This is a genomic window from Pseudoalteromonas sp. MMG013, assembly GCF_018100885.1.
GTDB classification, from domain to species: domain Bacteria; phylum Pseudomonadota; class Gammaproteobacteria; order Enterobacterales; family Alteromonadaceae; genus Pseudoalteromonas; species Pseudoalteromonas aurantia.
Genome location: NZ_JAGJEE010000013.1, coordinates 39,408 through 65,733 on the forward strand (window position 1 = coordinate 39,408; position 26,326 = coordinate 65,733).

At 38.9% G+C, this 26,326-nt stretch carries 26 protein-coding genes and 1 tRNA gene; 19 read left to right on the plus strand and 8 right to left on the minus strand.

Annotated elements, in window-relative coordinates:
• The first annotated feature begins 40 nt into the window (after nt 1-40).
• From aroQ to J8L98_RS13165, 4 genes are all read left to right on the plus strand, one after another.
• Complete coding sequence (gene aroQ, locus J8L98_RS13150) at nt 41-502, plus strand: type II 3-dehydroquinate dehydratase (protein WP_192505969.1); 462 nt, start codon at nt 41-43, stop codon at nt 500-502.
• A 19-nt stretch (nt 503-521) separates the two neighbouring features.
• Entirely contained in the window at nt 522-971 is a 450-nt protein-coding gene (accB, locus tag J8L98_RS13155; RefSeq protein WP_210996795.1) for an acetyl-CoA carboxylase biotin carboxyl carrier protein, read from the plus strand.
• Between the two features lie 24 nt (nt 972-995).
• Nucleotides 996-2,339 (plus strand): acetyl-CoA carboxylase biotin carboxylase subunit, encoded by a 1,344-nt coding sequence (gene accC / locus J8L98_RS13160; RefSeq protein ID WP_192505971.1) that lies wholly within the window; start codon nt 996-998, stop codon nt 2,337-2,339.
• A gap of 216 nt (nt 2,340-2,555) precedes the next feature.
• A tRNA-Ile gene (locus J8L98_RS13165) sits at nt 2,556-2,632 on the plus strand.
• Nucleotides 2,633-2,734: 102 nt separating this feature from the next.
• On the opposite strand, the gene J8L98_RS13170 is transcribed toward J8L98_RS13165, so the two are convergent.
• Nucleotides 2,735-4,003: a hypothetical protein gene (locus J8L98_RS13170; protein ID WP_210996796.1), complete on the minus strand. Its 1,269-nt coding sequence runs from the start codon at nt 4,001-4,003 to the stop codon at nt 2,735-2,737.
• Between the two features lie 567 nt (nt 4,004-4,570).
• On the opposite strand from J8L98_RS13170, the gene J8L98_RS13175 reads away from it, so the two are divergent.
• Entirely contained in the window at nt 4,571-5,431 is an 861-nt protein-coding gene (locus tag J8L98_RS13175; RefSeq protein ID WP_210996797.1) for a phage integrase N-terminal domain-containing protein, read from the plus strand.
• 108 nt (nt 5,432-5,539) lie between these two features.
• Here J8L98_RS13175 and J8L98_RS13180 read toward each other — a convergent pair whose 3' ends face one another.
• The 4 genes from J8L98_RS13180 to J8L98_RS13195 form a co-directional block, all read right to left on the minus strand.
• Entirely contained in the window at nt 5,540-6,442 is a 903-nt protein-coding gene (locus J8L98_RS13180; protein WP_210996798.1) for a hypothetical protein, read from the minus strand.
• Nucleotides 6,429-8,186 (minus strand): hypothetical protein, encoded by a 1,758-nt coding sequence (locus J8L98_RS13185; RefSeq protein WP_054561147.1) that lies wholly within the window; start codon nt 8,184-8,186, stop codon nt 6,429-6,431. Before J8L98_RS13185 ends, J8L98_RS13180 begins: the two co-directional genes overlap by 14 nt.
• Nucleotides 8,183-9,340, minus strand: a complete 1,158-nt coding sequence (locus J8L98_RS13190; protein ID WP_054561146.1) for a metallophosphoesterase — start codon at nt 9,338-9,340, stop codon at nt 8,183-8,185. The genes J8L98_RS13185 and J8L98_RS13190 overlap by 4 nt, the downstream gene beginning before the upstream one ends.
• A gap of 127 nt (nt 9,341-9,467) precedes the next feature.
• A complete protein-coding gene (locus J8L98_RS13195; protein ID WP_054561145.1) occupies nt 9,468-9,734 on the minus strand; it encodes a helix-turn-helix transcriptional regulator in 267 nt (88 codons plus the stop codon).
• A 113-nt stretch (nt 9,735-9,847) separates the two neighbouring features.
• On the opposite strand from J8L98_RS13195, the gene J8L98_RS13200 reads away from it, so the two are divergent.
• The 6 genes from J8L98_RS13200 to J8L98_RS13225 all read left to right on the plus strand — a co-directional run bounded on the left by J8L98_RS13200 (nt 9,848) and on the right by J8L98_RS13225 (nt 15,306).
• Nucleotides 9,848-10,057, plus strand: a complete 210-nt coding sequence (locus J8L98_RS13200) for a hypothetical protein (RefSeq protein WP_210996800.1) — start codon at nt 9,848-9,850, stop codon at nt 10,055-10,057.
• A 60-nt stretch (nt 10,058-10,117) separates the two neighbouring features.
• A complete protein-coding gene (locus J8L98_RS13205; protein ID WP_210996801.1) occupies nt 10,118-10,495 on the plus strand; it encodes a hypothetical protein in 378 nt (125 codons plus the stop codon).
• Between the two features lie 518 nt (nt 10,496-11,013).
• Nucleotides 11,014-11,214, plus strand: a complete 201-nt coding sequence (locus J8L98_RS13210; protein WP_033032042.1) for a helix-turn-helix domain-containing protein — start codon at nt 11,014-11,016, stop codon at nt 11,212-11,214.
• 56 nt (nt 11,215-11,270) lie between these two features.
• Entirely contained in the window at nt 11,271-12,032 is a 762-nt protein-coding gene (locus tag J8L98_RS13215; RefSeq protein ID WP_282098775.1) for a replication initiator protein A, read from the plus strand.
• A gap of 239 nt (nt 12,033-12,271) precedes the next feature.
• Entirely contained in the window at nt 12,272-13,984 is a 1,713-nt protein-coding gene (locus J8L98_RS13220; protein ID WP_210996803.1) for a hypothetical protein, read from the plus strand.
• Between the two features lie 113 nt (nt 13,985-14,097).
• Nucleotides 14,098-15,306, plus strand: coding sequence for an IS256 family transposase (locus tag J8L98_RS13225; protein WP_210996804.1), 1,209 nt, complete (start codon nt 14,098-14,100; stop codon nt 15,304-15,306).
• 63 nt (nt 15,307-15,369) lie between these two features.
• Here the strand turns inward: J8L98_RS13225 and J8L98_RS13230 are convergent, their stop codons facing one another.
• Both J8L98_RS13230 and J8L98_RS13235 read right to left on the minus strand, forming a co-directional pair.
• Nucleotides 15,370-16,686, minus strand: a complete 1,317-nt coding sequence (locus J8L98_RS13230) for a tyrosine-type recombinase/integrase (protein ID WP_210996805.1) — start codon at nt 16,684-16,686, stop codon at nt 15,370-15,372.
• Between the two features lie 955 nt (nt 16,687-17,641).
• A complete protein-coding gene (locus J8L98_RS13235; RefSeq protein ID WP_210996806.1) occupies nt 17,642-18,133 on the minus strand; it encodes a hypothetical protein in 492 nt (163 codons plus the stop codon).
• A 610-nt stretch (nt 18,134-18,743) separates the two neighbouring features.
• On the opposite strand from J8L98_RS13235, the gene J8L98_RS13240 reads away from it, so the two are divergent.
• Nucleotides 18,744-19,178 carry a transcriptional repressor gene (locus J8L98_RS13240; protein ID WP_192505974.1) on the plus strand — a complete coding sequence of 145 codons (435 nt, stop codon included), beginning with the start codon at nt 18,744-18,746 and terminating at the stop codon, nt 19,176-19,178.
• Between the two features lie 80 nt (nt 19,179-19,258).
• Nucleotides 19,259-19,726: a chemotaxis protein CheX gene (locus J8L98_RS13245; RefSeq protein WP_192505975.1), complete on the plus strand. Its 468-nt coding sequence runs from the start codon at nt 19,259-19,261 to the stop codon at nt 19,724-19,726.
• Nucleotides 19,727-19,993: 267 nt separating this feature from the next.
• Here the strand turns inward: J8L98_RS13245 and J8L98_RS13250 are convergent, their stop codons facing one another.
• Nucleotides 19,994-20,179, minus strand: coding sequence for a hypothetical protein (locus tag J8L98_RS13250; RefSeq protein ID WP_210996807.1), 186 nt, complete (start codon nt 20,177-20,179; stop codon nt 19,994-19,996).
• A gap of 729 nt (nt 20,180-20,908) precedes the next feature.
• Between J8L98_RS13250 and hisI the strand changes: the two genes are divergently transcribed.
• The 6 genes from hisI to J8L98_RS25185 all read left to right on the plus strand — a co-directional run bounded on the left by hisI (nt 20,909) and on the right by J8L98_RS25185 (nt 26,313).
• Nucleotides 20,909-21,337, plus strand: coding sequence for a phosphoribosyl-AMP cyclohydrolase (gene hisI / locus J8L98_RS13255; RefSeq protein WP_210996808.1), 429 nt, complete (start codon nt 20,909-20,911; stop codon nt 21,335-21,337).
• Nucleotides 21,337-22,665, plus strand: coding sequence for a dihydroorotase (locus J8L98_RS13260; protein WP_210996809.1), 1,329 nt, complete (start codon nt 21,337-21,339; stop codon nt 22,663-22,665). Before hisI ends, J8L98_RS13260 begins: the two co-directional genes overlap by 1 nt.
• Nucleotides 22,652-23,563, plus strand: a complete 912-nt coding sequence (gene folE2 / locus J8L98_RS13265) for a GTP cyclohydrolase FolE2 (protein WP_210996810.1) — start codon at nt 22,652-22,654, stop codon at nt 23,561-23,563. The genes J8L98_RS13260 and folE2 overlap by 14 nt, the downstream gene beginning before the upstream one ends.
• Nucleotides 23,564-23,575: 12 nt before the next feature.
• Nucleotides 23,576-23,944 (plus strand): SgcJ/EcaC family oxidoreductase, encoded by a 369-nt coding sequence (locus J8L98_RS13270; protein WP_210996811.1) that lies wholly within the window; start codon nt 23,576-23,578, stop codon nt 23,942-23,944.
• Between the two features lie 123 nt (nt 23,945-24,067).
• The gene (locus tag J8L98_RS13275) at nt 24,068-25,084 is read left to right on the plus strand and encodes a tetratricopeptide repeat protein (RefSeq protein WP_210996812.1); all 1,017 of its coding nucleotides are present in this window, start codon (nt 24,068-24,070) and stop codon (nt 25,082-25,084) included.
• Between the two features lie 62 nt (nt 25,085-25,146).
• On the plus strand, nt 25,147-26,313 hold the full coding sequence (locus tag J8L98_RS25185) for a GGDEF domain-containing protein (RefSeq protein WP_210996813.1): 1,167 nt from the start codon (nt 25,147-25,149) through the stop codon (nt 26,311-26,313).
• The last annotated feature ends 13 nt before the right edge of the window (nt 26,314-26,326 follow it).

The following is a 26,326-nucleotide window of genomic DNA, read 5'->3' on the forward strand; positions in this document are numbered from 1 at the left end:
ATTATTCGTTAGTTTTAAATTTAAGGGAATTTCACGCATTATGTCTACACAGTTAAAGATTTTAGTCTTAAATGGCCCAAACTTGAACATGTTAGGTCGCCGCGAGCCTCATAAATATGGTACGCAGACTTTAGACGATATTATGCAGCCCCTAACGAATTATGCACAGCAACAACATGTGACACTGACGCACCTGCAAAGCAATAGCGAAGCAGAGCTCATTAATGCAATACATGACGCTTGGCAAAACATTGATGCCATTATCATTAACCCAGCCGCTTTTACACATACCAGTATAGCGCTGCGCGATGCATTACTCAGTGTCTCGATACCTTTTTACGAAGTGCATATTACGAATGTATATGCACGCGAATCCTTCCGTCATAAATCGTACTTTTCCGATGTGGCGCAGGGAGTAATATGTGGATTAGGCGCAATGGGCTATCACGCAGCGTTAACAGCAGCGATTAGCCAATTGCACAGCGAAAATAACTCAAATTAACTAACAGGCGGGTCATTGTATGGATATTCGCAAGATCAAAAAACTTATCGAATTAGTAGAAGAATCAGGGATTGCTGAACTGGAAATCACTGAAGGTGAAGAATCAGTACGCATTAATCGCTTTAGCAGCGCACCTGTTGTTGCTGCACCGCAACAATTTGCTGCACCAGCTCCAGCTGCACCAGCTGCACCAGCCGCACCAGCAGTAGATGCACCAGCTCCAGCTGCGCCTGCAGGTCATCAAGTTCTTTCGCCGATGGTTGGTACTTTCTATTCAGCCGCTTCCCCTGAAGCACCTTCATACGTTGAGGTAGGCACTAAAGTAAACGTTGGTGATACACTTTGTATCGTAGAAGCCATGAAAATGATGAACCAAATCGAAGCTGACAAAGCGGGGGTAGTTAAAGCGATCCTTGTAGCAAATGGCGACCCTATTGAATTCGACCAACCGCTATTCATCATCGAATAATCACGCACTCAGAAGGCAAACGCTATGTTAGATAAAGTAGTCATTGCAAACCGAGGTGAAATTGCACTTCGTGTATTGCGTGCCTGCAAGGAACTTGGGATTAAAACTGTCGCTGTGCATTCTACAGCTGACCGTGATCTTAAGCATGTCTTGCTTGCAGATGAAACCATTTGTATTGGTAAACCAGCAGCGACCGAAAGCTATTTAGACATTCCGCGTATTATTGCAGCCGCAGAAGTAACTGATGCCGTCGCAATTCACCCAGGGTACGGATTCTTATCTGAAAATGCTGATTTTGCAGACCAAGTTGAGCAAAGTGGTTTCATTTTCATCGGCCCTACAGGCGATACTATTCGCATCATGGGTGATAAAGTTGCCGCGATTGAAGCGATGCGTAAAGCCGGAGTACCTTGTGTACCAGGCTCAGATGGTCCTTTAACGGAAGATCAAGAACGTAACGTTCAGATAGCAAAACGCATCGGTTACCCTGTTATCATCAAAGCCGCAGGCGGCGGTGGTGGTCGAGGTATGCGTGTGGTACGCAGCGAAGCTGAATTAATTGATTCAATTGCTCTAACGCAACAAGAAGCCAAGCAGTTCTTTGGTAATGGCATGGTTTACATGGAGAAATTCCTAGAGAACCCTCGTCACATCGAAGTACAAGTGCTGGCTGATGGCCAAGGTAATGCCGTTCATTTAGGTGAGCGTGATTGCTCAATGCAACGCCGCCATCAAAAGGTCGTTGAAGAAGCACCTGCACCAGGTATTACCGAAGAAATGCGCAAATTCATTGGTGAACGTTGTACGCGTGCATGTATTGAAATTGGCTATCGTGGTGCGGGAACTTTTGAGTTCTTGTATGAAAATGGCGAGTTCTATTTCATTGAAATGAATACGCGAATTCAAGTTGAGCACCCTGTTACTGAAATGGTGACTGGTGTCGACTTGATCAAAGAGCAGCTAAAAATTGCAGCGGGGCAACCTCTTTCATTTACTCAAGATGATGTGGTGATCCGTGGGCATGCTGTTGAATGTCGTATCAACGCAGAAGACCCTGATTCTTTTATTCCATCTCCAGGTAAAATCACACGATTCCATCCTGCTGGTGGGTTAGGGATCCGCTGGGATAGTCATATATACGCAGATTACACTGTACCACCGCATTATGACTCTATGATTGGTAAGCTTATCACTTATGGCGAAAACCGCGATGTGGCTATTGCACGTGCACGCAATGCGTTAAATGAGCTTGTGATTGACGGTATCAAAACCAATACGCCATTGCATAAGAAAATATTGGCTGATGAAAACTTCCATAATGGTGGCACTAACATCCATTATTTAGAGAAGAAACTCGGTATTGCCTAATTTCACCACCCTAAAAAGCCAGCCCCGATGCTGGCTTTTTTGTTTTTAAAACCGGTATTACGCTGAAATTGAAGAAAAATTAACCGTTTGATTTACAGATAGTTAAATTTATTACATTTACTAGTGACAAGGCTTTTAAAAGTTTTTATACTGCACCCCGCTTGATAACACTTTCAAGCGAAATAAAATATGATTATTCTCAATCATATTGTCTATGGCCCCTTAGCTCAGTTGGTTAGAGCACACGACTCATAATCGTTAGGTCCCCAGTTCGAGTCTGGGAGGGGCCACCATTTTACTTACTCTTCCACGTTATTAACTACTAACCTATATTGGTCGGTGCTACCTCTGTGCTACTTTGTAGTATAGTTATTTTTTAGGCTTCGTTTCAATATTCAAGTTTTAGCTTTACTTGCTCTACGCTCCCTTTCTAATACAGCCAACCTTTCTACTTCAGTAGTTTGATACCTGAGAATTTGCTCTAAATCATGTGAGGGTACCTGGTACTTTCTTCTCAATTCAGATTTAGCTGGCTCCATTTGACTTTTTGTAGCTAGCGACATATAGCGGTCTAAATTTTGGAGAAATTCATACTCATCAACTGTTGCACTATGCATTCTCTTTAATCTGTCGTCGACTACTAATAGTTGTACTTGGTTTTCTTTCAATATTTCTGAAAACTTTTCGTCAAATGAAACGAAGAAGGGTAGATAAAATGAACCTAACTCACTCTTAGTAGCTAGCATCTCCAAAATCCGGAGGTGACACATATCCCAAGCCATCCCCTTAAGTGCCTTCACCAGCTTTTTAGCCACCCCATTTAGAGGGCCGAAAAACCGAGTTTTTGTCGGATGACTGAAAAATCGCCAAGCAAATTTAAGTTCATACTTAGGTAGCTTACCCAGCTGCAATACACAGAAATCAATAAGCTCTGAAAACTGTTCTTCAGGGGAAGATTCTTTCTTGAGCCATATAATTGCAAGTTCAAACAATATAACCTGTGTGAACAAAGCCTTGTATTCCCATCTTTTTAATTCAGCATCATTTACCAAGCTATCGTAGGTATCACGTGCATCATTTAATAGGCATGACTCATCGATACACTTAAACTTTGGTTTCGTTGGATCCTTTTCAAAGGCGTCCCAATCCATAAAGTCTAATTTCTTAAACGCTATAATTGTATCCAATGGCCTATCGTTGCTTTTATCATTTCTGGATAATCTCAAGTTTTCAAACAAGAAAGGTAACAGATCTGTTTGCAACGAAAATTTGTTTTTAAGTTTGAGTAATGTAATGACGCGCTCAAGGTCCGTGGGATTAATATCTTCCTCGTTCATGTAAGCACGAACTTTTTCAGCCACATTCGAATCAAATGAAAAAGACCAATCTATTAAAAAATTAGCCTTCCCACCAGTAAGGACCCCTTGTACAGCTGTAGAAAGAGAACTGACTAATATCCTCGGTCCCTTAAAGAAAGGTGTAATCCAAGGTGCCACAGAAGTGATCTCTTCTAAATTAAAACCTAAATTAGCCCCACCATCGTTATCAGTCGAAACGATAGTTCGAATATACACTGCATCCTCAGGCCTTGAAATGCTATCTAACTCATCTAATCGCCGCTGAATGATAAGCTCAAAAATTTCGTCTACAACAGGCTTACTCATATAACCCTCTTTTCATTAACCTTATGACAAAACTTTATCTATGAGTAGCACTTTATCCAAACTATTACTAGAGTCGTACCTACTCGAAGAGGTAGGGACGACTCGCAGAGTCGCCTCATTCAAGGCTGCTGCTCATGATGCCTTGAGACCTATTACCCTACCGCAAAATCGAAAGGCCAGAAGAGGGAAAGACAACCACCAGATGCATTAGCCACTTGCAATCAGTGATCGATGTGTTAACTTAAATACGAATCTGCTCTCAATGAGCAAACAAGAAAATGGGCGTCACTCAACTGCCCTCGACACGTCAAGAGGAGCTACAACCGTAGCTGTCAGGTTCAACAGAGCCAGATTAATAATTACCAAAACCACTATAGTCTGCGCCTTGAATCAACAGACTCAGCGCTGCTTTGCTTGTTTGCTTTAGATCAGCCAGCCCATGTGTCTTATGACAACTTTTTTAGTTACTCACTAATTAAGTGGCTTTAAAACTTACCTTTATTGGCTTACGCCCCCTGATCTTCGGTTTTGGTTTCCTATCTTCCACTTAAATTTTGAGGAGTTGATATGAGCCAGTTGGGATATTCACTAAATCAGTTAAACATTAATAATAAAGAGCGGAGTCATGCTACACGCCAAAATAGAAAGAGCATTTTTAATCTTGTTGCTAAACAGCTTCATGGCTTTGGCTTTAAGCTAAAAGATGCAAAAGGGTTAAAACCTAAACATGTAAATGCTTTAGTAAAGCATTGGCAAGATCAAAAGCTTGCAAATAAGACTATCAAAAATCGAATGTCGGCCATTAGATGGTGGGCAGACAAAGTCGGTAAACGTAATGTAGTCGGTCGTACTAATGATGAATACGGTATTGATAAGGTACGCAATAGTCCTCTGGGTAAATCCAAGGAGCTAGATATGCAGAAGCATGCCCAGATTAATTGCCCTTATGTAAGGTTTTCACTGCGCTTACAACAAGAGTTCGGGCTACGCCGAGAAGAGGCAATAAAGTTCAATGTCAGCTATGCAGATCAAGGTAATTATATTCGCTTAAAAGGCTCATGGACTAAAGGTGGTAAACCCCGCTCCTTGCCTATCCTGAAAGAGTCACAGCGCTCCCTGCTTGATGAAGTTCGCTCTTTTACACGCTCATCATTAATTCGCGCGACAGACCGCTACGTGGATCAAATGCGCCGCTATGAGCGCGAAACTAATAAGGTAGGACTTAGTAAAAATCATGGCTTACGCCATCACTATGCCCGTCAACGTTATCTAGAACTAACTGGTTGGCAATGCCCCGCTAATGGTGGACCGCGACGTATGCATTTAATAGGCAAAGAGCGGGAGCTAGATTACAAGGCACGAATGATAATTAGCCGTGAGCTTGGACATGAGCGCTTTAGTATTACGTATACATATCTGGGTAGTTAGTATGTTTGTATTCAATTAGAAATAAAAAGTTTTAGAGTTAATTATAATTCCGTCCCTAATTAAGAGTCTTACTTTTTACATATAACTCCAAGCTAATATATTAATTGTCTAGAGTGATATTGTTTGAAGCACCTCTCTATCTGCAACTCGATCTATGGGCTCTTCAGAATGAAGAGAAGAAACTCGCCAAACAGGAATTTCTAAATCCATTTCCATACTTATAATTAAAGATATGGCTGCAAGGATTTTTGGTCCAAGAGGTACTATAACTACTCTAGAGCCCTCTTTGAGTGAAAGTATTAATGACTTTAAGTCAATATACAGATCTAGAGGGTTATAGACATTATATGTATGTATATTTTTATTAATTATATTTTCAATTAATGATTTATTATTTTCTCTTACATCAATTTCAAACTGGGTATTGTCACTTGTTGGGATAAATGTATAAGCTAAATCTGGGTCAAGGTAATTATATACGCCTAAAGCTTTTAAATGTTCATAACCAAGACCAAAAATTACGGCAGTTGAGCTAGACAAATCGCCTAAGTTACCGCTTAATTGATGAATGAGAGCACCTACCTTTCTTACTGGTTGGAGTTCACTTGGGGGAGATACATATTTTGAAGCATTGTAACACATTGTTAATGTAGACTTTTTTTTCAGTCCATTTAAAAGGCAAAATAATACAGTGGCTAACCTGTGTCTTGTCATTACGGTGATATCCACAAGTACCTTTGGCTCTTCCACTTCTTCATTTAATTTATTAATTATAGGATTTAGGTAATTAGGTATACCGCTACATTCGGTCTCAATAATTTCAGCCTGTGAAAAAAAACGCTTATTAGATTGATAATTCAATACATCCTTGTTCGAATTGTAACCAAGTACAATATTCTTTTTAGATAAAATTTTGTATTTTTCATATGCTGTAACAGATCTAGTTTCATAGCCTAAGCAATAAACAGACAGATCAAAATCACAAATATAGGGCTGATTAATTAGCTTCATAATTAAAACTTCCTTGTCCAGCAAATAAGTCAAAAACTCTGATCTCTCTTTTGTGTAAAATTTCATCTAGATCAATAGGAGGTTGAACATTTGTCAATAATTTAAACTTCGGGGAAAAAATATAAGATAACCGACATCTAGAACTAGTTAGTGCGTTAGTATCATGAAAAGAGTCGGTATCATTTTTTTCTATCACTAAGGCTCCTGCATTTAATGCTAAGCCTATAGCTTCCATGTAGTTAGCATTAAATTCGTGATCAAAGGTTATAGTTCCCCTAGGGTCCGGAGAAAAAACTTGTCCATGTATTTGTTGTTCAAAAAAACTAGCGATTTTAGTGATCACATCATAAAGAGATTTAAAGTTTTTTTCATTGGAGTCTACCGCGATAGTATTTAGTAATGCCTTAAAAGATTGGTAATAATCGTCAATGCATTTGAGTTGTCGATGAACCTTAATTATGCCTTCGACCTTTGCTATAGAAGAGAAAATACTCATCACGCCAACAAGCATCCTAGGGTTATAATCTAGTAGCTTGCAGATATTTTCGAAGCCAGTGTAGTAATGTGAAGCTCTTTTTCTTGGCCGCTTGTAATAGTTCCTTAAATGAACATTAAACTGAATTCTTCTAAAAGCAGCTTGTTGGTTTTGTGTTAGGTCTGCATAGCTTTTTCCAAGAATTCCTTGCTTTTGGCAATAATTGTAAAAGCTTTGATCTCTTTCACACAGCTCTGAAAACTCTTTATCTCTATCGATATCAATGGTTTCAAAGTAACTGTTAATTGGGTTTGTAAGATTTTGTTTTTTAAAGATATTATTTGTTAATGTCTTAGCGAATTCCAACCCATCTTCTCTAACTCCACTTAAGTTAATAAACGATAAATCTTGTTTGTGCATACTACTGTATGAATTATGCGTTATAGATACATCTTTGTGGTATGGCGATAGTGCCAATTTCAAAATGAGGTTTTGAGGTCCTCCACGCATATTGTCAATAAGTGGCTGAACAAAGCTGTCTGGTGCAAGCTCTAATTCATCGAATAAAAAGGCCCACTTCCCATCAGAGTCAGCAAAGTAGATGTTTACAATTTGGATACTTGCATCTAGTAAAGATATTATATTTGAATCAGCAAATTTAGGTACTTTGTTTGACTGTTTTGTTCCGTCAGAGGAAGATAAAAATGAAGATATTTCATGCTTTTTCAGTGCAAGAGCGATAGCTAAGCCTCTTAATGATGGTATTTTAGTCTCTACACACCATAAACAGCTTAACTGTTCCACCATTTCAACTTCATCATGCTTTGACAAATTTATATGTCTGAAATAGCTTTTTTTATCTTTTATCATTAATGTCCTATAAATTAGGGTGTTAGAGAAACACTCTAAAATATGGTAAGTGAAAGAAGATAATAGTAACTTCTTAAGTAGTGCATCTTCTTTAAATTTTTCTCTAAACAGATCGTATTGCGCTTTCCAAAACCTATCTGTAGGGATAAAGACACCTGTAAAGTCTATTCTAGATCTATATTTATCTGACTTTGTTCCGCTCCAAATATCAAGGGCTTCTAACTCACACATTCTAAGTAATGTTGTTTTTCCACTCCCTCTTGGACCTATCATTATTGTATGATTAGGAGAAGTTAACCTGTCAAAGTGGCCATTTGGGATAAAGCTTTCGGTTAAATTTTGCTTAGAAGTAGATTTAGCATTAAAGGATTTATTAAAGTTTTGGATTTGTTCAATCATTTTTTTAACGCCACTTGGATCAATTTGTGTTCTGAAATGTCATATTCAAGATTTGCTTTGGTGAGTTTCTTTAAGAGTTCCTTGAATTCTGTCGGGGTATAATGAGTTAGCATTTCATAAATTGGTTGCAAGCTATTCTCATCTAAATATGGTTCAATTTCTAATAGCTCTTTAATTTTAAATATTATATTTTTAGGAGATATATCTGTACCAAAACCACCTTTATGTGGAAGGTTTTCACTGGAAGAGGGGTGCCAGTTATTATCGACATCCCAAGAGTGCGCTTCGAATGTACCAATTAGACGTTCATTTTCTGAAGTTGCTTCGAGATCAATGTCTAGAATATAAAACTGATTGGCAGTTCTGGTCTCTATCTCAGGGTAAAGTTTCGCACTGAAACTGCCCGCGGAGAAAATTAATGGAGCTGTAAAACCTCCGGACTGAGCTCTAAATATGCTAGCAAAATGTTTGTGTCCATGAATTACTAACCAAGGTTCTGAGCTTTCTCTTTCTATTTCGTTTAAAAGTGCTTGACCTCCATCCATTACTTCATAATCAGATTCAAAATCAACATCCTCACGCTTAACCGGATGATGGTGGCAAAGTAAAAGGTTGAAAGGTTTTTCTTTAAAATCATCGCTTTTTATGAAATTAGATAGTTGTTTTATTGTCTCTGGAGCAACGCGGCCATGCTTATATTCTGTTGAAAAACCATGGTATGCACTTGAATTAAGTAATACACAATTAAAACTTTTTGCTTCTATATGGCTCCAATTCCAGCCCCAAAAATGGGTATTGGTTTCGAAGTCGTTTGAGGGGAAACTTGGTTCGCAGAACTTAACTGAATGTAATGGCGAAAAGTTTGTTCCTGGACGGGATTGAAGGTCATGATTACCTGGAACGCACAGGATTTCCTTAATATTTAACTCATTGCTTACTTGGTTCAAAAACCTCCAACCATTCTCGAAAGAGTCCCCGCAGCCTTGATTTGATATATCTCCAGGACACACTAAAAAGTCAATATTGAGATTTAATGATTTACAGTAATGAATAAACCGTCGGCCGAACTCGCTTTCTTTATCTTTGAAGGATAGTCTGGAATTTTTCTGATCGCTTGATTCAAATGTAGCATGTAAATCTGAAAGTATTAGCATTCGCACTGTACTGACTATTCCTTTAGTTTTCTGATTATTTTAAAGCGCTCTTTATAGTACGTTTAGCCTTAAGAAGTGTAAACTGTTAAATTATTCTTGAAAAACTTACTCTATCTTTAAATTCTTATTATTTTATGAGCCAAATTAAAATCTGCACTGCTAACTTATCTTCAATGCAATACAAGTAGGCAGTTGGCACCTCTAAAATATCAGCAAGTGCTTTCACTGTTTTGAAGTCTGGGGCATGTACGCCTTTTTCGTATTGGTTCATTCTTGCCGATGCAGTAAATTCATCCATTCCAGCTAAAATCCCCAACTGTTTTTGCGATAGCCCTTTGGCTTTTCTTGCCTCTTTTAAGCGTTTTGGAAATGGTGATTCGTCATTAGTTTTCATTATTCATTGTTCTTAGCTTGAAAACTAAGAGTTTCTTAGCTTTAATTGAATCTAGATACTAAGGAATCCTTAGTTTTTGCTTTCATGGGTAATTTGAATTTGGAGGAATGAATATGCTTGAAACATTTGTGTGTTTGTTAGTCGGGAGTATCTACTTGTTGGTAAGTATATTTACAAGTGATGAGCAGTCGTCGAAAGAAAACGAGCAACTAGATCAATTGAATGATGGTATGGGCAATATTATCGCTGATGGTGAATTTATGTCGTGTGAAGAAGCTGAAGATGCACAATCACGTGGTGAACTTTACGACACCTATTACTAATCACATAAAGAATAGGACAGTTATCAAAATTAGGCATGCCTAATTTTAAGGAGCAATGTAATGCTACTTTTAGAGCTATACAAAAATGTTGAACTAAGGCCATTTATACCTGTAGTAGCTGAGTTTCAAAGCCGCTTAGCTGGTATCGAAGCTGAATGTGAACCATTAGGGCTATCATTTGAGAAAGAAGTGCAGACAGAGCAGGAAATATTTTTTGCTTTGATTTCTCAAAAAGCGCTGGCTTTCGATGTAACAAATGAAATAGGTGAGGTTTGGGATATTAGGTTAGAGCCTTTCAGTCATTTCAAATCTCGAAGCAAAAAAATCACCTTCCCGTTCATGGGTAGTAATGAGCAGAAACAACAAAATATTAGTGAGTGGATTATTGCTTTGTGTAATTGGGAAGGATCTTTTCTATACTCAAGTGCAAAGCATTAGCAGAGATTGCTGTTATGACATTATACGAATGGTTTCAAATGTGGATTTTAATGGTGTTAGCGATTCGCGCTACTCGACGCTACGACAAGCTGAAAAATGATCTTTTCACAGCAATTAAAGAAGGCAGGATTTAAACATGGCTCCTGTACTCGCTGGTTGCGCTCTGATTCTAAGTCTTGTGATCTTCTTCGCTACTTTTTTTATCTTAAATGTAAGTGATATTACGTAGACCTCTCCAAAAGCCTACTTAAAAAGATTATCAAGAAAATTTTTTTGTAGGTATTTTCACTAGCCGATCCCCACTTTAAAAAAATAATATAGATAAAAATCATAAAGTTATTCTTTTTTCGTTTGCTAAATCTTTTCACTTTGTCCCTAAAACATCAAAAACCCCCTGAAAGTTCCCCTAGCTTTTCAAGGACAACTATCTGATCACTTAATTACCATTATCGCTCAACTAATTAATAATGTGTTGAGCTAATAATTGAGCTCAACGCTTACGCTTTGAGGTCAATATAATGGAAAAGGTATTTTATCGTTCAGAAGAAGTAGCCGACTTACTTTTTATCAGCAAACAAGCTCTTTTTAATCAAATCTCTAAGAACAAACAAGGCTGTGGTAATTACCCATTACCACCACATATTAAAATTGGCGCTCGATTACTCTTTCCTGTTGAAGACTTTCACAACTGGTTAGCTTCTCAACCAAGAAACAAGTAACGCTAGCTATGGCGCATTTCGAATGCAAAATGACTCATGTCAATTTGAAATCAGATATGTTTTCAATGGTGTGGCCTGTGTTTGCATTAGACGGCAAATCTAAAGGTGTTTTGGATTTTTCATATAAAGGTGTATCGATAAAAATTGTTCCAAGCGTCTTGGGTCGAGCAACCATCAAAGATAAAGAAATACTTATTTATTGCTTAAGCCATATCATGGCTGCAAAAAATGCTAAATTAGAGCTTAGTAACACGGTTCGCTTCAACACCTATGATCTCCTAAAGGCTACAGGGAGAGGAACATCAGGAAAAGAGTATAAACTTGTTGAAAAGGCTTTATATCGACTCGCAGGAACTTTAATCACTACTGATTATAAGTTTAATGGCCGAAGATTTTTGGAAAGTATGGGCCTCATCGAAGGCTTTAAGTTAATCGAAGGTAGTGGTTTAAGACGCTGGCAAGTAACATTGCCCGATTGGCTCATTGAGACGGTTGATGACAATGATGTCTTAACATTACATGATGATTACTTTCAATTATCCAAACCATTTGATCGCAGACTTTATGAAGTCTGCCGAAAGCGCTGTGGTAGACCTTCTAAGCAAGTTATCAAGTTAGATAATTTACGAGAAAGAATTGGTATTAGATCGTCATTGTCAGATTTAAAAAAGCGGCTTAGAAAAATAGAAAAAATACTCGATTACCTATTGAAGGTTGAAGGCGACAGCTTATTTATTTTTCGTGATACTGAAAGTGGAAGGATGGAACTCGCAAAACTTAACTCCGAACTTTTTATGAAAAGGATAAACACAGGTTAATGTCGTACTTTTGATCTTGAATAGTATCGTACTTTTGATGAAAGCTGTCGTACCTTTAACTTTTTTGATTCGTACTTTTGATTTTTTATATCTCTTGCAGCCCCTGTACTAGCTGTATATTCAATGTTCTAAACAGGGAAAAGCACTAAACGTATTTATAAATATAGAAATAAACACATTTACATTATGTTTGTTCCAATTTAATTTCAACTTTTTGAAATGATGGAGTTATTTATATTATGTCCGAAGATGAAACGTTTATTAGACAGGAAGTAGAACTATTGATCGACGAGGGATTAGCTAAAGTATCTTTTTTACACCCACTTGCAGATATTTCAATTTGGCATCTGTTCACTGTGGTTGAAGATAGAATACGTCTCTTATTCAATGGGTATATAAAAAAAGATGAAATGGACTTTTATTCAATTATTGACGGATCTAAATATGAGCTACGTCATGCTATAGCTCAAGTTTTAAAAAGCTCATCAAATACAAGCATAACCCTTCCAGATAAAACAAATCCTTCGCTATATGAGCGTGCTGCAGAATTACTTCAAGAGGCTGGGAAATATGAGAATTTGAGTCGAATTGTCGCATCAACATACAGCTCTGATTGTTACTTTAAGAAGGTGGCATCTGGTTATAAATTAGAGGGACAAAGTAGGGGTGAGTTTAGATATAGTGTACTCGAAGTTTTAGGACACGGTTCTAATATGGATCCTGATGTGACGGGAGTATTATATGAATGGTTGCAAAATGGAGCCTACAATGTTGAAGGGCAGCATATTTTAGAAAGCTTAACCAATTCAGGGCGAATTAAAAAGTCGAAGGTTATATATGACTATAAGCCTTCAATTGCGTGCGGGATAGCGACTCAATTACCACAAAGGGAAATGATTATCCCTGAAGGTTTCGAATTTGACTGGGGTGGAGCATTTGAGACACATGTAATGATTAACTCTTTAATGGTTAGGTGTTTATATCATGTGTTATCAGTAGAGTTGGTAGCAGGAAAAAAAATTCGTGGGGGAGGGGAATCAAGCTTAGTTCTTATACTTACTAAAGAGCAACTCATTGCTGACATCCAAGTTCTAGCTGACTTTGAGTACGAAACTATTTGCAAGTTTGTTGAAATTCTTACATTTGGCAATAAAGCTATTACACCTGACATAGCCTTGCAACCGCTTTATTTTTCCAAGTCAAGGCTGTTTATGATTCCTTGTTATCATATTTTAAACAGTAATATCCAAAGGAATTTATTATCTCTTTTGGCTAAAATAGATAATAAACAGTTTGATAAGCAAAGCGATATATTTGAAAAGAGTATGGTTTCACAACTGGAAGTATCCCTTCAGAATTGGAAGCACTACTCTTTAAATAGGGAGTATAAGGTAAATGGAGTTAAAGAAGAAATTGATGGGTTAATTATTGATAAAAATAGTAAAACTGTATTATTGATGGAGCTGAGATGGATACTACAACCTGGTGATGTAAGAGAAGTTTATAATAAAATAAAAGCAACATCCTCAAAAGTAAATCAGCTCGCTCGTAAAATTGCGTTTGTAGAAAAAAACTTATCTGAAATTATTCTGCGTACAACTGGTTGCTTAAACGACTTTTTAATTACAGATAATTGGCAAGTGAAAGGGGTTGTAGTGATTCAAGGTTTTGGAGGTACCGTATCAAAGCATGAAACTATCCCTATCGTAACACTTGATATTTTTATAAAAGCAGTAATAAATTCTAATTCTTTAAGGGAGTTACACAGTTGGCTCAATGGATTAAGTTGGTTGCCCAGAGAGGACCATGATTTTAAATTAGACGAAATAGAAGAAAGTAACGGCCTAGTTAATATATATAGAACTGCGGTAAGCCTTTTAGTTAACAAACAGCAATATTCAAATTATTTGGACGATAATATTAAATTTAATCTAAAAGGTGATTTAGAATAGCTTAATAAAAATAGCCTTTTTCAAAGTCAGAGCCTGTAAAAATGGGACCGAGCCTGTAATTTAAATTGTGTATCTGCTTATAATTAAGCCAGTAATGGCTGAGGATAAGCAATATGGATAAGAAAGCTTTAGAAGCCTTCGCTCGCGAAGCTGCGAAGTCGATTAAGACTCCTTCTGATCTTGATGACTTCAGGAAAATGTTAACCAAGGTGACGGTTGAGACAGCCTTAAATGCTGAACTTAATGAGCACCTTGGTTACGAAAAAAACTCACCAACTAACGATAGTAACAGTCGAAATGGGTACTCATCTAAACGCCTAATTACAGACGATGGTGAGATCCAATTAGACGTCCCTCGTGACCGTGACGCGTCTTTTGAACCCAAGCTCGTTCGTAAGCATCAAACCCGATTTCAATCGATGGACGACAAGATCTTAAGCCTATATGCCAAAGGAATGACCACCCGTGAAATCGTCGCAACATTTAAAGAAATGTACGATGCGGATATCTCCGCCAGTCTAATATCTAAAGTCACAGATGCTGTTTTAGAACAAGTGGTTGAGTGGCAATCTCGCCCGCTTGATGCGGTCTATCCCATCGTGTATCTCGATTGCATCGTCGTGAAAGTACGCCAGAATAAGCAGGTTATCAACAAAGCCATTTATCTCGCACTTGGCGTAAACATGGAAGGTCAGAAAGAACTTCTTGGGATGTGGATGTCCGAAACCGAAGGAGCGAAGTTCTGGCTTAGCGTACTCACCGAACTTCAAAATCGAGGCGTGAATGATATCCTCATCGCGTGTGTAGATGGTCTCAAAGGCTTTCCTGATGCCATCAATGCTGTTTATCCAAAAACTCAAATTCAGCTCTGTATCGTACACATGGTGCGAAACTTAATGAAATACGTCCCATGGAAAGACTACAAGGCCATTACCGCTGACTTAAAAGAAATCTATCAAGCAACAACGGAAGATGAAGCCCTGTTAGCGTTAGAGCACTTTGGTGATAAATGGGATGGAAAGTACCCTCAAATTAGTCGCTCCTGGACGGCTCATTGGAATAATCTCAATACTCTATTTAGTTATCCTCAAGATATTCGTAAAGCTATCTACACGACAAATGCTATTGAATCTCTGAACAGTGTGATCAGAAAAGCGACTAAGAAACGTAAACTGTTTCCAACAGATGAATCGGCTAGAAAGGTGGTGTACTTAGCGATAATGGATGCTTCCAAGAGGTGGACAATGCCTATTCATCACTGGAAGCAAGCTCTAAACCGTTTTATGATTATGTTTGAAGACCGACTAACTGAATACTTGTAACCAAAAGCAGTTACACAGAATTATTTACAGGGTCATGGGACCTGACTTATATTATTTGCTCTACTAACTAAGTAAAGTACTCATAAGCTCAACTTTTTGTTCCTTAGTTAAGCTTGATAACAAACTTTTCATTTCACTCATTTTATCGTCAGATTTTTGCTCGATCAAACCTGCATGTTTGGCTATTGTTTCTGTTACTTTTTCTGCGGGCTCTTTAAGCTCCTCAGCGGTTAAAATTAAATAGCCAGCAGTTACATCACTTTTATCTGTAATATGGTTTAGAAGGCGTTTCAGGAGGTATCCTGATACTCCGCTACTCTCAGCCATTGATGTAAATGTGCGGCGCAAATCATGCGAAGTAATTTTTACTCCTGCAATTTGGCATACATGTTTTAACGTTTTTTTAGGATCAGTGAGGTAGCCCTTTTTACTATCTGTCCCAAACACATAGTCAGATACTTTGTATTCTTTTCGTCGATTAAATACCTCAGCTAATCGATCTGTAATAGGAAACTCGACGTCCAAGCCATTTTTTGTATCTTCTAAAATGAATATCCTATCTTCAAGGTGTACTTGTGACCAAGGAAGTTGCAGTAACTCTGATCTTCTTAGGCCTGAAAAGGTTAAAAACTCCAGATAATCACAAAAACCGACACGACTATTTTGACGATATTTAGCAGCTTCATTTCTTACTTCATATAATGCATCTACAAAAGGTTTTAGCTGTGAACGGCGCAGCCGTCTTGTTTTACGCTTTACATTATTCCAGCTTCGTTTTTCAGAAAGTGCATCTACAGGGTTTTCTGGAAATAGTGAACGACCTTCTGAAGACTTGTATTCGGCTTTAGCAAAGTTAAATAAAGCACGCAGTAGGCGCATGGTATAATTTGCCTGAGCAGGGCTTCTAGAGGTTATTTCTCGTTGGCGTTTTAAAATCATTGTTTGATTAATATCGGCTAGGCGCTTGTTATGCCAGTCTGGTAAATAGCAGTTTATTTTTTGTTGATAACCTCTTTCAGTTATAGGCTTAAGATCTCTAGATTCGATGTATGAATCAAAAGCTTCTTTCAAGGTAATAGAAGCTGCTCTAAATTGGCGCTTAAGGTCGTTTGGGTTTATACCTTCAGCAATATCTGCCATTACCTTTCTAGCCATTCGCCTTGCATCATCAAGTGCAATTGATGGAAAGTAACCAAGGGTGACATTAATAGGGGTGTCTCTTCCTGGAATCTTTTTATAAACTCTAAATGACTTCTTACCTGCTACGCTCACATCTAAAATGAGTCCTGACAATAGATTGTCATAATAGCGAGTGCGTTTACCGTTTGATTCTATCTTTTCAAGCGACAATTCTGTGAAGCGAAATTTTGTGTCTAACATATGGTGCTACCTCTGTGCTACTTTGAACGTAAAATTTAACGTTCTGAAATACATAATGATTTATGCATCAGAGGTAGGGTTTATTCAATAACCCTATGATATAGCTATGAAAATTAGTAAATAGTTATATCAAAAAGTAACTCGTAGTAAGTCCTTGTTTTGCAACTCATAATCGTTAGGTCCCCAGTTCGAGTCTGGGAGGGGCCACCATTTCAAAACATTTACCTCCCTCTAGTAACACATACTGATTAATTCAAACCAGTTATCTTTGTATTTAACTATTGATTGGTGAACATGCTATCTAGCATGTCAAAAAATACAGTTTCACACACTTTCCAAATACCGTTAACCTATACCAACACGAGTGATTTACCCTTCTTATACGCTGGTGGATTAACTCTCGATATCGTTATTTTAAAGCGCCACGTCAAAACAAATGATCCCTTGCTATAGGATGCTTCTACATAACCTCGATGTGCCCATGAACATACTTTCCATCACCTCCTGCTTTACAACATAGCACTAGAGTCCCTTGCTCAACATGACATAGAGCATAATTCATGACATTCTAAACTCAGTATTTCACTAAAACTATCGAAGGCAAGTACCATGAACATACTATCAAAAGAAACACTGAGTAAAGTAATGGGTGGATCAAATAACCCACACTCCGCACCAACACTACCTGCTAAAGGGGGTTCATCTGCTCCTCCATGGGGCCGATACTAAGCAGCATGGTTAATACCAAAAACTGGCAATCACTTAGGGCTTCTTAAAAACCATTACGATAAAAGAAGTCTTTATACAAAATGACAAAAATCAGCTGAGCTACCAGCCTTACTGAGCTGAATGAGTACACAATAAAAGTACGAGGTAGATATATGCCGCCCCTATTTTAAATCATCACAAAATCACCGATTACCAATAACTCAGAGCTAAATTTAGCAGACTTTGTTTATAACAATATACTGCGGATGATTTTTGAAATCACATCTAAGCCCGTTAAACGCTTTTCGGCTTCGATGCTGTCTATGCCTTGAATGGCTTCATAATCGTCTAGAAAAAAAGCACTATCGTAATACTTTGTCTGGGGATCTTTTACGTACACTAAAACATAACAGTACATTGAAAGGTGATCTAACGAGCGAAAGAAATCGATATCAGCCGCTGTTATTACGGGCTTCACTTTGCCTTTTATCTTATCAATAAAGACATGTTTAACATAAATTGACTGTTTATCTCGTGTATACTTTACAACATCTTCAACGCCATAATGGTGGACACGATATGCTTTCACATCATCAAGGCACAGCAGTTTCTGGGAGCATGTATTTTGAAAATCAATAGCTTCCATCTCTTTGTCAATTTTTTCATAGCGACCATAATTCGGCCTTGCGGCTAAGCGCTGAAACCAACATTTCAATTTAGCTTGCGTATCAGTAAACACACCCACTCCCCATTCGTCTCTTTTTAAAGATCCGTCAACATGCTCAATATCAATCGAACTACGATAATAAAGTAAACCTCGTTACCATAATGTTAAATTATACATATTTAAATATTAATATGTTCATATGTTCGGCTCTTCTAAAATAATTAATGTTTCAAGCTCCATTAATTGCCCACTGGCGGCTTGCTGACATTTCCCCCATAGCCCTATCGCTTCGCTGCTACTTTTACGCAACAAAATTTAATGCGCATTTCCAACATAAAAGTGCCCAGATTAATTCAGACTGTATAATACGCACTAGGTTCATCTTTGCTTTACCCTTAAACCTATGAACAAAACCATCACCTAATCGCATGTCGTAATATGAGGTCTTTTATTACGAACTATATATAGGCTTTTGCAGGACCAAACATGTGCTTTTTTCAATAACATCACTAAAACTCGCACATTCAGCCAGATTCACTTACAATATGTTTCTATCCACGGCAATGCTCTGCTTCTGTGCAGCTATATAACTCCGCTTTGTTAAATTAATAATAATTTTTAACAACACAAGACTATTAAAAAGAATATGTTAGTATTGCTAAGCAGTGTAAGGATCTAAATTATGAATGTTGAACTATTGGTGAGTAAAGCCAAACAAGTTTGTGATAACAAAGGTGCACGTTTCACTCCCATTCGCGAGAAAGTATTTAGGCTACTCGCAAGTAAGCAAGGTGGGGTTGGAGCATATGATTTACTAGAAGAACTTAAACTAACGGAATCTGGAGCAAAACCAGCCACGATTTATCGTGCGCTCGACTTTTTGTCTGAGTTAGGGTTTATTCACAAAATTGAAAGCGCGAATGCATTCATGTTGTGTCACCATTTTGATCACATTCACCCTGTACAGCTACTCATCTGTGACAGTTGTGGCCACGTTGATGAATTGCATTCTAGTATCATTTCTCATGAACTGAATAACTTAGCTGCAGAGAAAGGCTTTACAGTCAGTGCTCAAACTATTGAAGCCCACGGCCAATGCAAAAAATGTAAACAGTAGAGGCAACTACATCTAAAACGCACTACACTTACATATTGGTTATATGAATTATTAAATAAGAGAAAACAAGGGAATCCCTAATGAAGGTAGAGTTCATCAATCCTTTTTTGGCGTCTTTAATTAATGTGCTGTCAACCATGGCACAAACTGAGTTGACTCCAGGGAAGCCGAAAGTCAAAAAAGACGAAGTCGCACGTGGCGATGTATCTGGTTTAATTGGTATGGTCGGCCCGCAAACGAAAGGCTCTTTCTCAATTTCCTTTGATGAAAGCCTAGCACTTACAATTATGGAACGTATGTTAGGTGAGCGCCCAGAGGGTATTAATGAAGAAGTCACTGATATGGTTGGTGAAATAACCAACATGGTCACAGGTGGTGCCAAAAATTTATTAGGTGAAAAGGGCTATGACTTTGAAATGGCTACACCGATTGTTGTGTCTGGTACAGGTCATACAATTACACATAAGTGTGAAGGCGCAAAATTAATGATGCCTTTTACCTCAGACGACGGTAACGCCCATATTGAAGTTAGCTTCGACACATTATGAGCTGGCAACAGCAAGATATAAAAATCTCGGCTAAAAGCCGAGATTACCGTTAAATTGATAATGAAATAAGCATCCCGCTGCCATAAATATCGCAATATAACATTCGGCTACTGCACCTTTTTCTTCAACATATTTCTGCAAACCTCTAGATTAAGGGAAATGCAGATCCCACTGTTCTTATGAACTTTAAAAGTCACTTTAACCTCTTATCTTACTTCATTCTCTAAATAAAAGGTGTGTACATTATTAGAGGAAGATCATTACGTTTTAGCATACGCCAGAAGGGCCGCACCATTGGTTTACCGTTCTGCAAGCAACCTTATAAGTGGGTACACAGCCGGCTTGAGTGTCCCATAAACCACCGCCGACTATTTTTGGTGTCATATTCTCAGGTAAAGCGCTTTTATCCTGAGATAATGTTTTTAACTTACTTTTATTCAGTATTAATTTCATAATTATTTTCCTTAATAAGGCTAACTAAATATGTTCAAATAATGAACAGTAAAAATTTAGCACTGTATATTTTATACCGCAACACCCCACCCCATAAAAATGCAATGCGCTCTGTGTGAATACGAAGCCCATGCTCGAAAGCTCATACCCTGAAGCATTACCCCACTAGATGCATAAGTTAAAAGATAAGAACTCAGCCCTGATGTAAATAACCTCAGCTCTGGATAAGCGAATTTGCCCAATAAAGCTATTTTTCTCACTCTCGGCGTTGCTTTCATTTGTAATAGCCCGCTATTACTGCATAAAAGCGCCTTAATATTGAAAAAAATAGCATCATTGGATTGTACGTAAGTGTGTTTTCAAAACATTTTCTATTCCAAAACCCTTATCCAAATTTGAGGTTAAGTAACATCTTAAGCGCTATACCGCCCTATATCGTAAATAGTATGTGCCTACTTTTTACTTTAACTTTCAAATCTTAAATGTTACGTTATAACATAATTCAACTATGCTATTTATAAATATAAAGAGATGGCACTCTGAACGTGCTTTGCGCCTTTCAGGAGATGCTTCGCTTTTCACTTTAAGAAAGTACATAGCACTGATAAAAACATAGTTACCAGTAAATGGGCCATGTTCGTTTACCACTAAACACGCTTATTTGTCTGAAGGTAAATAACGATATATGCACAAGTATTGGCAGCTAACTTTGTGACATGAGGAACAGCAATGCAGCATACGTACTTTCAATCCATTGAATATCATCCAAAAGAACAGCCTATTCCCCTTGATGAAGTACTCGCTCAACTGGCTTTTAATCAAGATGGGCTTATTCCGGTAATTACCCAAGACACTGAAACTAAGCAAGTACTCATGATGGCATGGATGAATATCGAGGCGCTCAGACGTACTTTAAACACCGGTCGAGTTACGTATTGGTCCCGCAGCCGGCAAAGCTTTTGGGTCAAAGGTGAAACCAGCGGTCATGTGCAATTACTCGTTAATTTGTCATTTGACTGCGATGGCGATGCCGTGCTGTGTGAAGTACAACAAACAGGTGCCGCTTGCCACACCGGTCGTCGACATTGTTTTTACCTCAAGGTCGACGAAGACCATGTCTGGGTTACTGGCGAATATCAAAAAGTAGAGGAAGTTTAATGTTAATTAAAAACGCAAAACTGGTAAATGAAGGGCAAATAGTCAGTAGCGATGTGCGTATTGTCGGCGAGCATATCGAGAAAATCGCCTTTTCAATTACGCCAGAGGCCAACGAGCCTGTATTAGATGCGAAAGGCAAATATCTCTTACCAGGTATGATTGATGACCAAGTACACTTTCGTGAACCAGGTTTAACACACAAAGGGACTATCGCAAGTGAATCTCGGGCAGCAGCAGCGGGCGGTATAACCAGCTTTATGGAGATGCCCAATGTTAACCCAGCTACTACCAGCATTGAGGCACTTGAAGCTAAGTTTGATATCGCAGCGCGCAGCAGTATCGGGAATTATTCATTTTATCTGGGCGCTACCGAGCATAATTTAGAACAAATAAAGCGCTTAGACTCAAGCACACATTGTGGCGTAAAGGTCTTTATGGGGGCATCAACAGGTAATTTATTAGTTGAAAATACCAGCGCATTAGAAGGGATTTTTCGTGAAGCCCCGACCTTAATCGTCACTCACTGTGAAAGCGGCCCCGTGATAGCACACAATCAAGCACGGCTTGATAAACTACACAGAGACATTGTCATTCAAGATCATCCCGTTATTCGTGATGACGAAGCCTGTTATGCCTCTTCATCCTACGCAGTTAATCTTGCAAAACAGTTTGATAGCCAATTACATGTATTGCACATTACAACAGCAAAAGAGCTGAGCTTATTTACACCCGGTGCGATTCACACTAAAAAAATTACAGCTGAAGCATGTGTACATCACTTATGGTTTTCAGAACTCGACTATGCACGCCTTGGCAATCAAATAAAATGTAACCCAGCAATCAAAAAAGAATCAGACCGACAAGCACTTCTTAGTGCGGTACAAGATGGTCGTATCGATATCATCGCAACCGACCACGCACCACATACTTGGGAAGAAAAACAAGTTCCTTATCCCAGCGCCCCTGCCGGATTGCCATTGGTGCAACATGCCTTATTAACCTTGCTGGACCAAGTTCAGCGCCAAGCAATGACTCTTGAGCAGGTGGTAGAAAAAACCGCACACAATCCAGCTATCCGCTACAACATCAAAGAACGAGGCTATATTCGCGAAGGCTACTATGCTGATCTGGTGTTAGTCGATACGACTCAACAACATCATGTCACACCAGAAAGCATACTCTATCACTGTGGTTGGTCCCCCTATATGGCTCATCAATTTAGCGCCAGTATTGTCAGCACATGGGTGAATGGTCAGCTGGTATTCAATGGCAAAGAAATAATAGAACAACCGCTTAGTGCACGGAGATTAACCTTTGAAAAACAATAATCCACTCCCAGATATACAAAGCCAAAATACCCATCATAAAAACCAGCCATTACAGTGGGTAGGTATGGAAAATATCGCTGTGCCACTGAATTTAACTTTGGCGCAAGGTACACAAAAACCCAGTGCACAAGGCCATATATTTGTTAATTTAGTTAACACTCAAGCCAAAGGCATTCATATGTCTCGGCTATATCGATTACTCAATCAGCTCAGTGCTGAAGAATGTGATCAAACCAATATCACTACCTTGCTTCGGCTTGCTGTTGCATCGCAAGCCGGGCTCAGCGACTGTGCCAAATTACAGCTAGACTTTGATATCACACTAAACAAACCAGCATTATTAAGCCAAGAATCTGGTTCACAGCGTTACCCAATTAGCTTAATCGCCAGTAATGAACAAGGCCGCATTCATTACGAGCTAAAACTGACAATACCTTATTCAAGCACTTGCCCTTGTTCGGCATCGCTATCGCGCCAACTTAGTGCACAAGCCATTGATAAGCAATTTACTCAATCACACATTGATAAAGCTCAGCTGTTAAAGTGGCTACAATCAGAGCACGGTTCCATTGCAACACCTCATAGTCAGCGCTCTTACGCCTATCTGCATTTACATTTAGAGCACAACAGTCAAGCGCAATGGAACCCATTAGATAAATTCATTTTTCAATTTGAAGAAGTCATAGGCACCCCAGTACAAACCGCTGTCAAACGTGAAGATGAACAAGAGTTCGCTAGGCTCAATGCCAAAAATTTGATGTTTTGTGAAGATGCTGCTCGGCGCTTAAAAGCAAACTTGGAAAGCATGGACTTTGTCAAAGACTACCAATTCAAAGTAGAGCATCAAGAAAGCTTACATGCGCACAACGCCGTCGCCTACGAGCAAAAATACAATTAAATAGGAAGCAATATGGCCTCCGAACTGGTCCTTACCTTATTTGAAAAATGGAACCATGCCTTACAAAGCGGCGACCCAAAACGCGTTACTGAGTTATACGCTCACGACGCGGTTTTACTGCCCACCATTTCTGATCTGGTGCGCCACAACCCACAAGAGTTTGAAGATTACTTCATGCTATTTTTAAAGAATGAGCCCAAAGCTCATTTAGTGGAAAGTAATGTTCGTACTTATACCAACATTGCCATTCATTCAGGAATTTACCATATTCAGTTAAACCAGAACCGACAAGTACAAGCACGGTTTACTTTTGTATATCAAAAAATTAAGACACAGTGGCTTATTGTAGAGCATCACTCTTCACAAATGCCTGAACAATAAGATAAATACGCCGACCATCCCCCTTCAGGAATAGGCTCTTCTCTTATTCCTGCCCCCTAATTGGTGTGTCATCCCAAGCTAACCTATACTTGAATAACGCTGTTTAATACTGGGTACATTTCATTGTACAAAACCTTTATTCTTTTCACCCTTTTCGTCTGTGAGTTGTGTACCGCTGCACCGAGTGACCAAAAAGCTGAGAATGAATATTTGCTGCAACAAGCAAAATACTTTCTATCGTCTGACCCAATACAAACGTTACAGATATTAGACGCGAATCTTGATCTTGCCCAGTTGACCCAACCACAACACATTCTTTGGCATATGGTCAACACGCGAGCATCCACTAACACCAATCAACTGGCACGTGCGGGTGCATCAATAGAATACTTGCTTTCACACCCTACACGCCCCTTCTTTTTAAAAAAGCGCGTCGCTATTTTGAGAATGGTGGGAATTTGGCTGCGAAAGTCATCGTATTTTAAAGAGGCCGAACTCACTTTTCATTGTGCACTCAAGCAACCTTCATCTTCTGTTCAGAGAATCGGGTTAACAATCAGTTCTGCCATTATTGCGCGTCGGCAAGAGCACTATCGCAGAGCTAAGACACTCTATTTAGAGGCATTGGATATCGCTAAAAAGTTAGACAAAAAAAGCGCTGTAGCAACAATCACCAATAATTTGGGGGTACTTGCATTAGATAACGGCAATCTTGAGCAGGCTAATGCCTATTTTAGACTTGCATTGGCCGGCCATCAGCTACAAGGAAAAAAACCGGGACATATCAATTCTGGCATCAATTTACTCTTTGTTTTCTTACTGCAAAAGCAATTTGTAAACTATCAACGCCTGTATGAACCTATCGCGCAGCTCGTTAATGAACTACCCGATAAACCAAAAAGAATTTACTTATTTTGGGTAAATAGCACTTATAAATTTGAGCAAGGTGAAAAAATCAACCAAGCTACTAAAGAGCAACTCATTTCACAGTTTTACCAACTAGAAAGTCGAGGCCTCAAAGCATTAATAAAACAACACTTAGCGTCACGGTTAAATTTAAGTGTGACTTTGCCGGCGAAGATGCCCAACAAAGTATTCACTGCACCTTGGTTTGACACAGTCAAATCATGCACTTGGTAGAGAGTAAGTAAAGCAACTGAAAATAAGATACAGATAAAAACAATCACAAGGTGACTAAAAAAGTGGAGTTTCACGATATTACGTTGATGTTTGCATTAACGCTCGCCGCACTCATTGGTGCCATTATGATCGCTGCCATTGGAAAAATGAGCGACTCAGCTCTGGGAGCCAGAATGTGGGCGCTGGGTTATAGCTGTTTAGCGATTGCCTACGCAATTAATGTTTTTGTTTCATCTGAGTGGAACCCCATTAGGGGTTTTACTTATAACACCATGTTGATTGCTGGTCACACTTGGTTACTGGCGGGCACTTGGCAATTTATGAATAAACCTTTACCCCCTCGTACTATTTCCCTGCTCTTTATAACAATTTTTGCATCCACCGTTGTGTTTACCTTTGTTATGCCGATACGCGATGTGCGCCTCGTAACCATTGGTGTCTGGCTGATCGTAGTACGAACAAGCTTTGCGTATTGCTTATGGCGCTATGCTAACAATAATCGCTACGAAAAAACCATTTCGCGCGTGGCAGCATCGCTTGTGCTCATTGAAGTCATTGCCACCATCATTTATACCACCAATGGCGCGCTTGGTGAGCTGCCTCTTATCGGTAAACAAACAGGTACCGTGGCTGTTATTACTTGGTTAGGTGCCTTAGTTGGCATTATGGTCGGAGCGCCGATTTTAATGCTGCTCAGTACCAGCCGCTTTATCGCTGAATTAGACAAAGCAGCTCACCACGACCCACTCACAGGCCTATACAATCGACGTGGTTTTTACTACGCAATAAAGCCGCTGCTTACCATTGGCGCACGCCAGCACAGCAACATACATGTTTTTATGCTAGATATTGATAACTTCAAACTGTTAAACGACTCACACGGTCACCTCATTGGTGATAAAGTTTTAGAACTGGCTGGCAAAACACTGTCAGACATCATTCGCGAAAGTGATGCGGTTGCCAGATGGGGAGGAGAAGAGTTTTGTGTACTGACATATGCCATGCATACGCATCATGCTTTAGAAGTCGCCGAACGTATTCGTCAGGTCTTCACTGAAAAATGTACGCTGCACCCTGCACTCATTCATGAAAGCATTACACTCAGTATTGGTATTGCGATTAATCAAAAGAATAATGAACGCTTTGATGCGATTCAAGCACGAGCAGACAAAGCACTTTATACTGCCAAAGAAACCGGCAAAGACAAAACTATTCTCTACAATGAGTAATGTGCTTAACGCA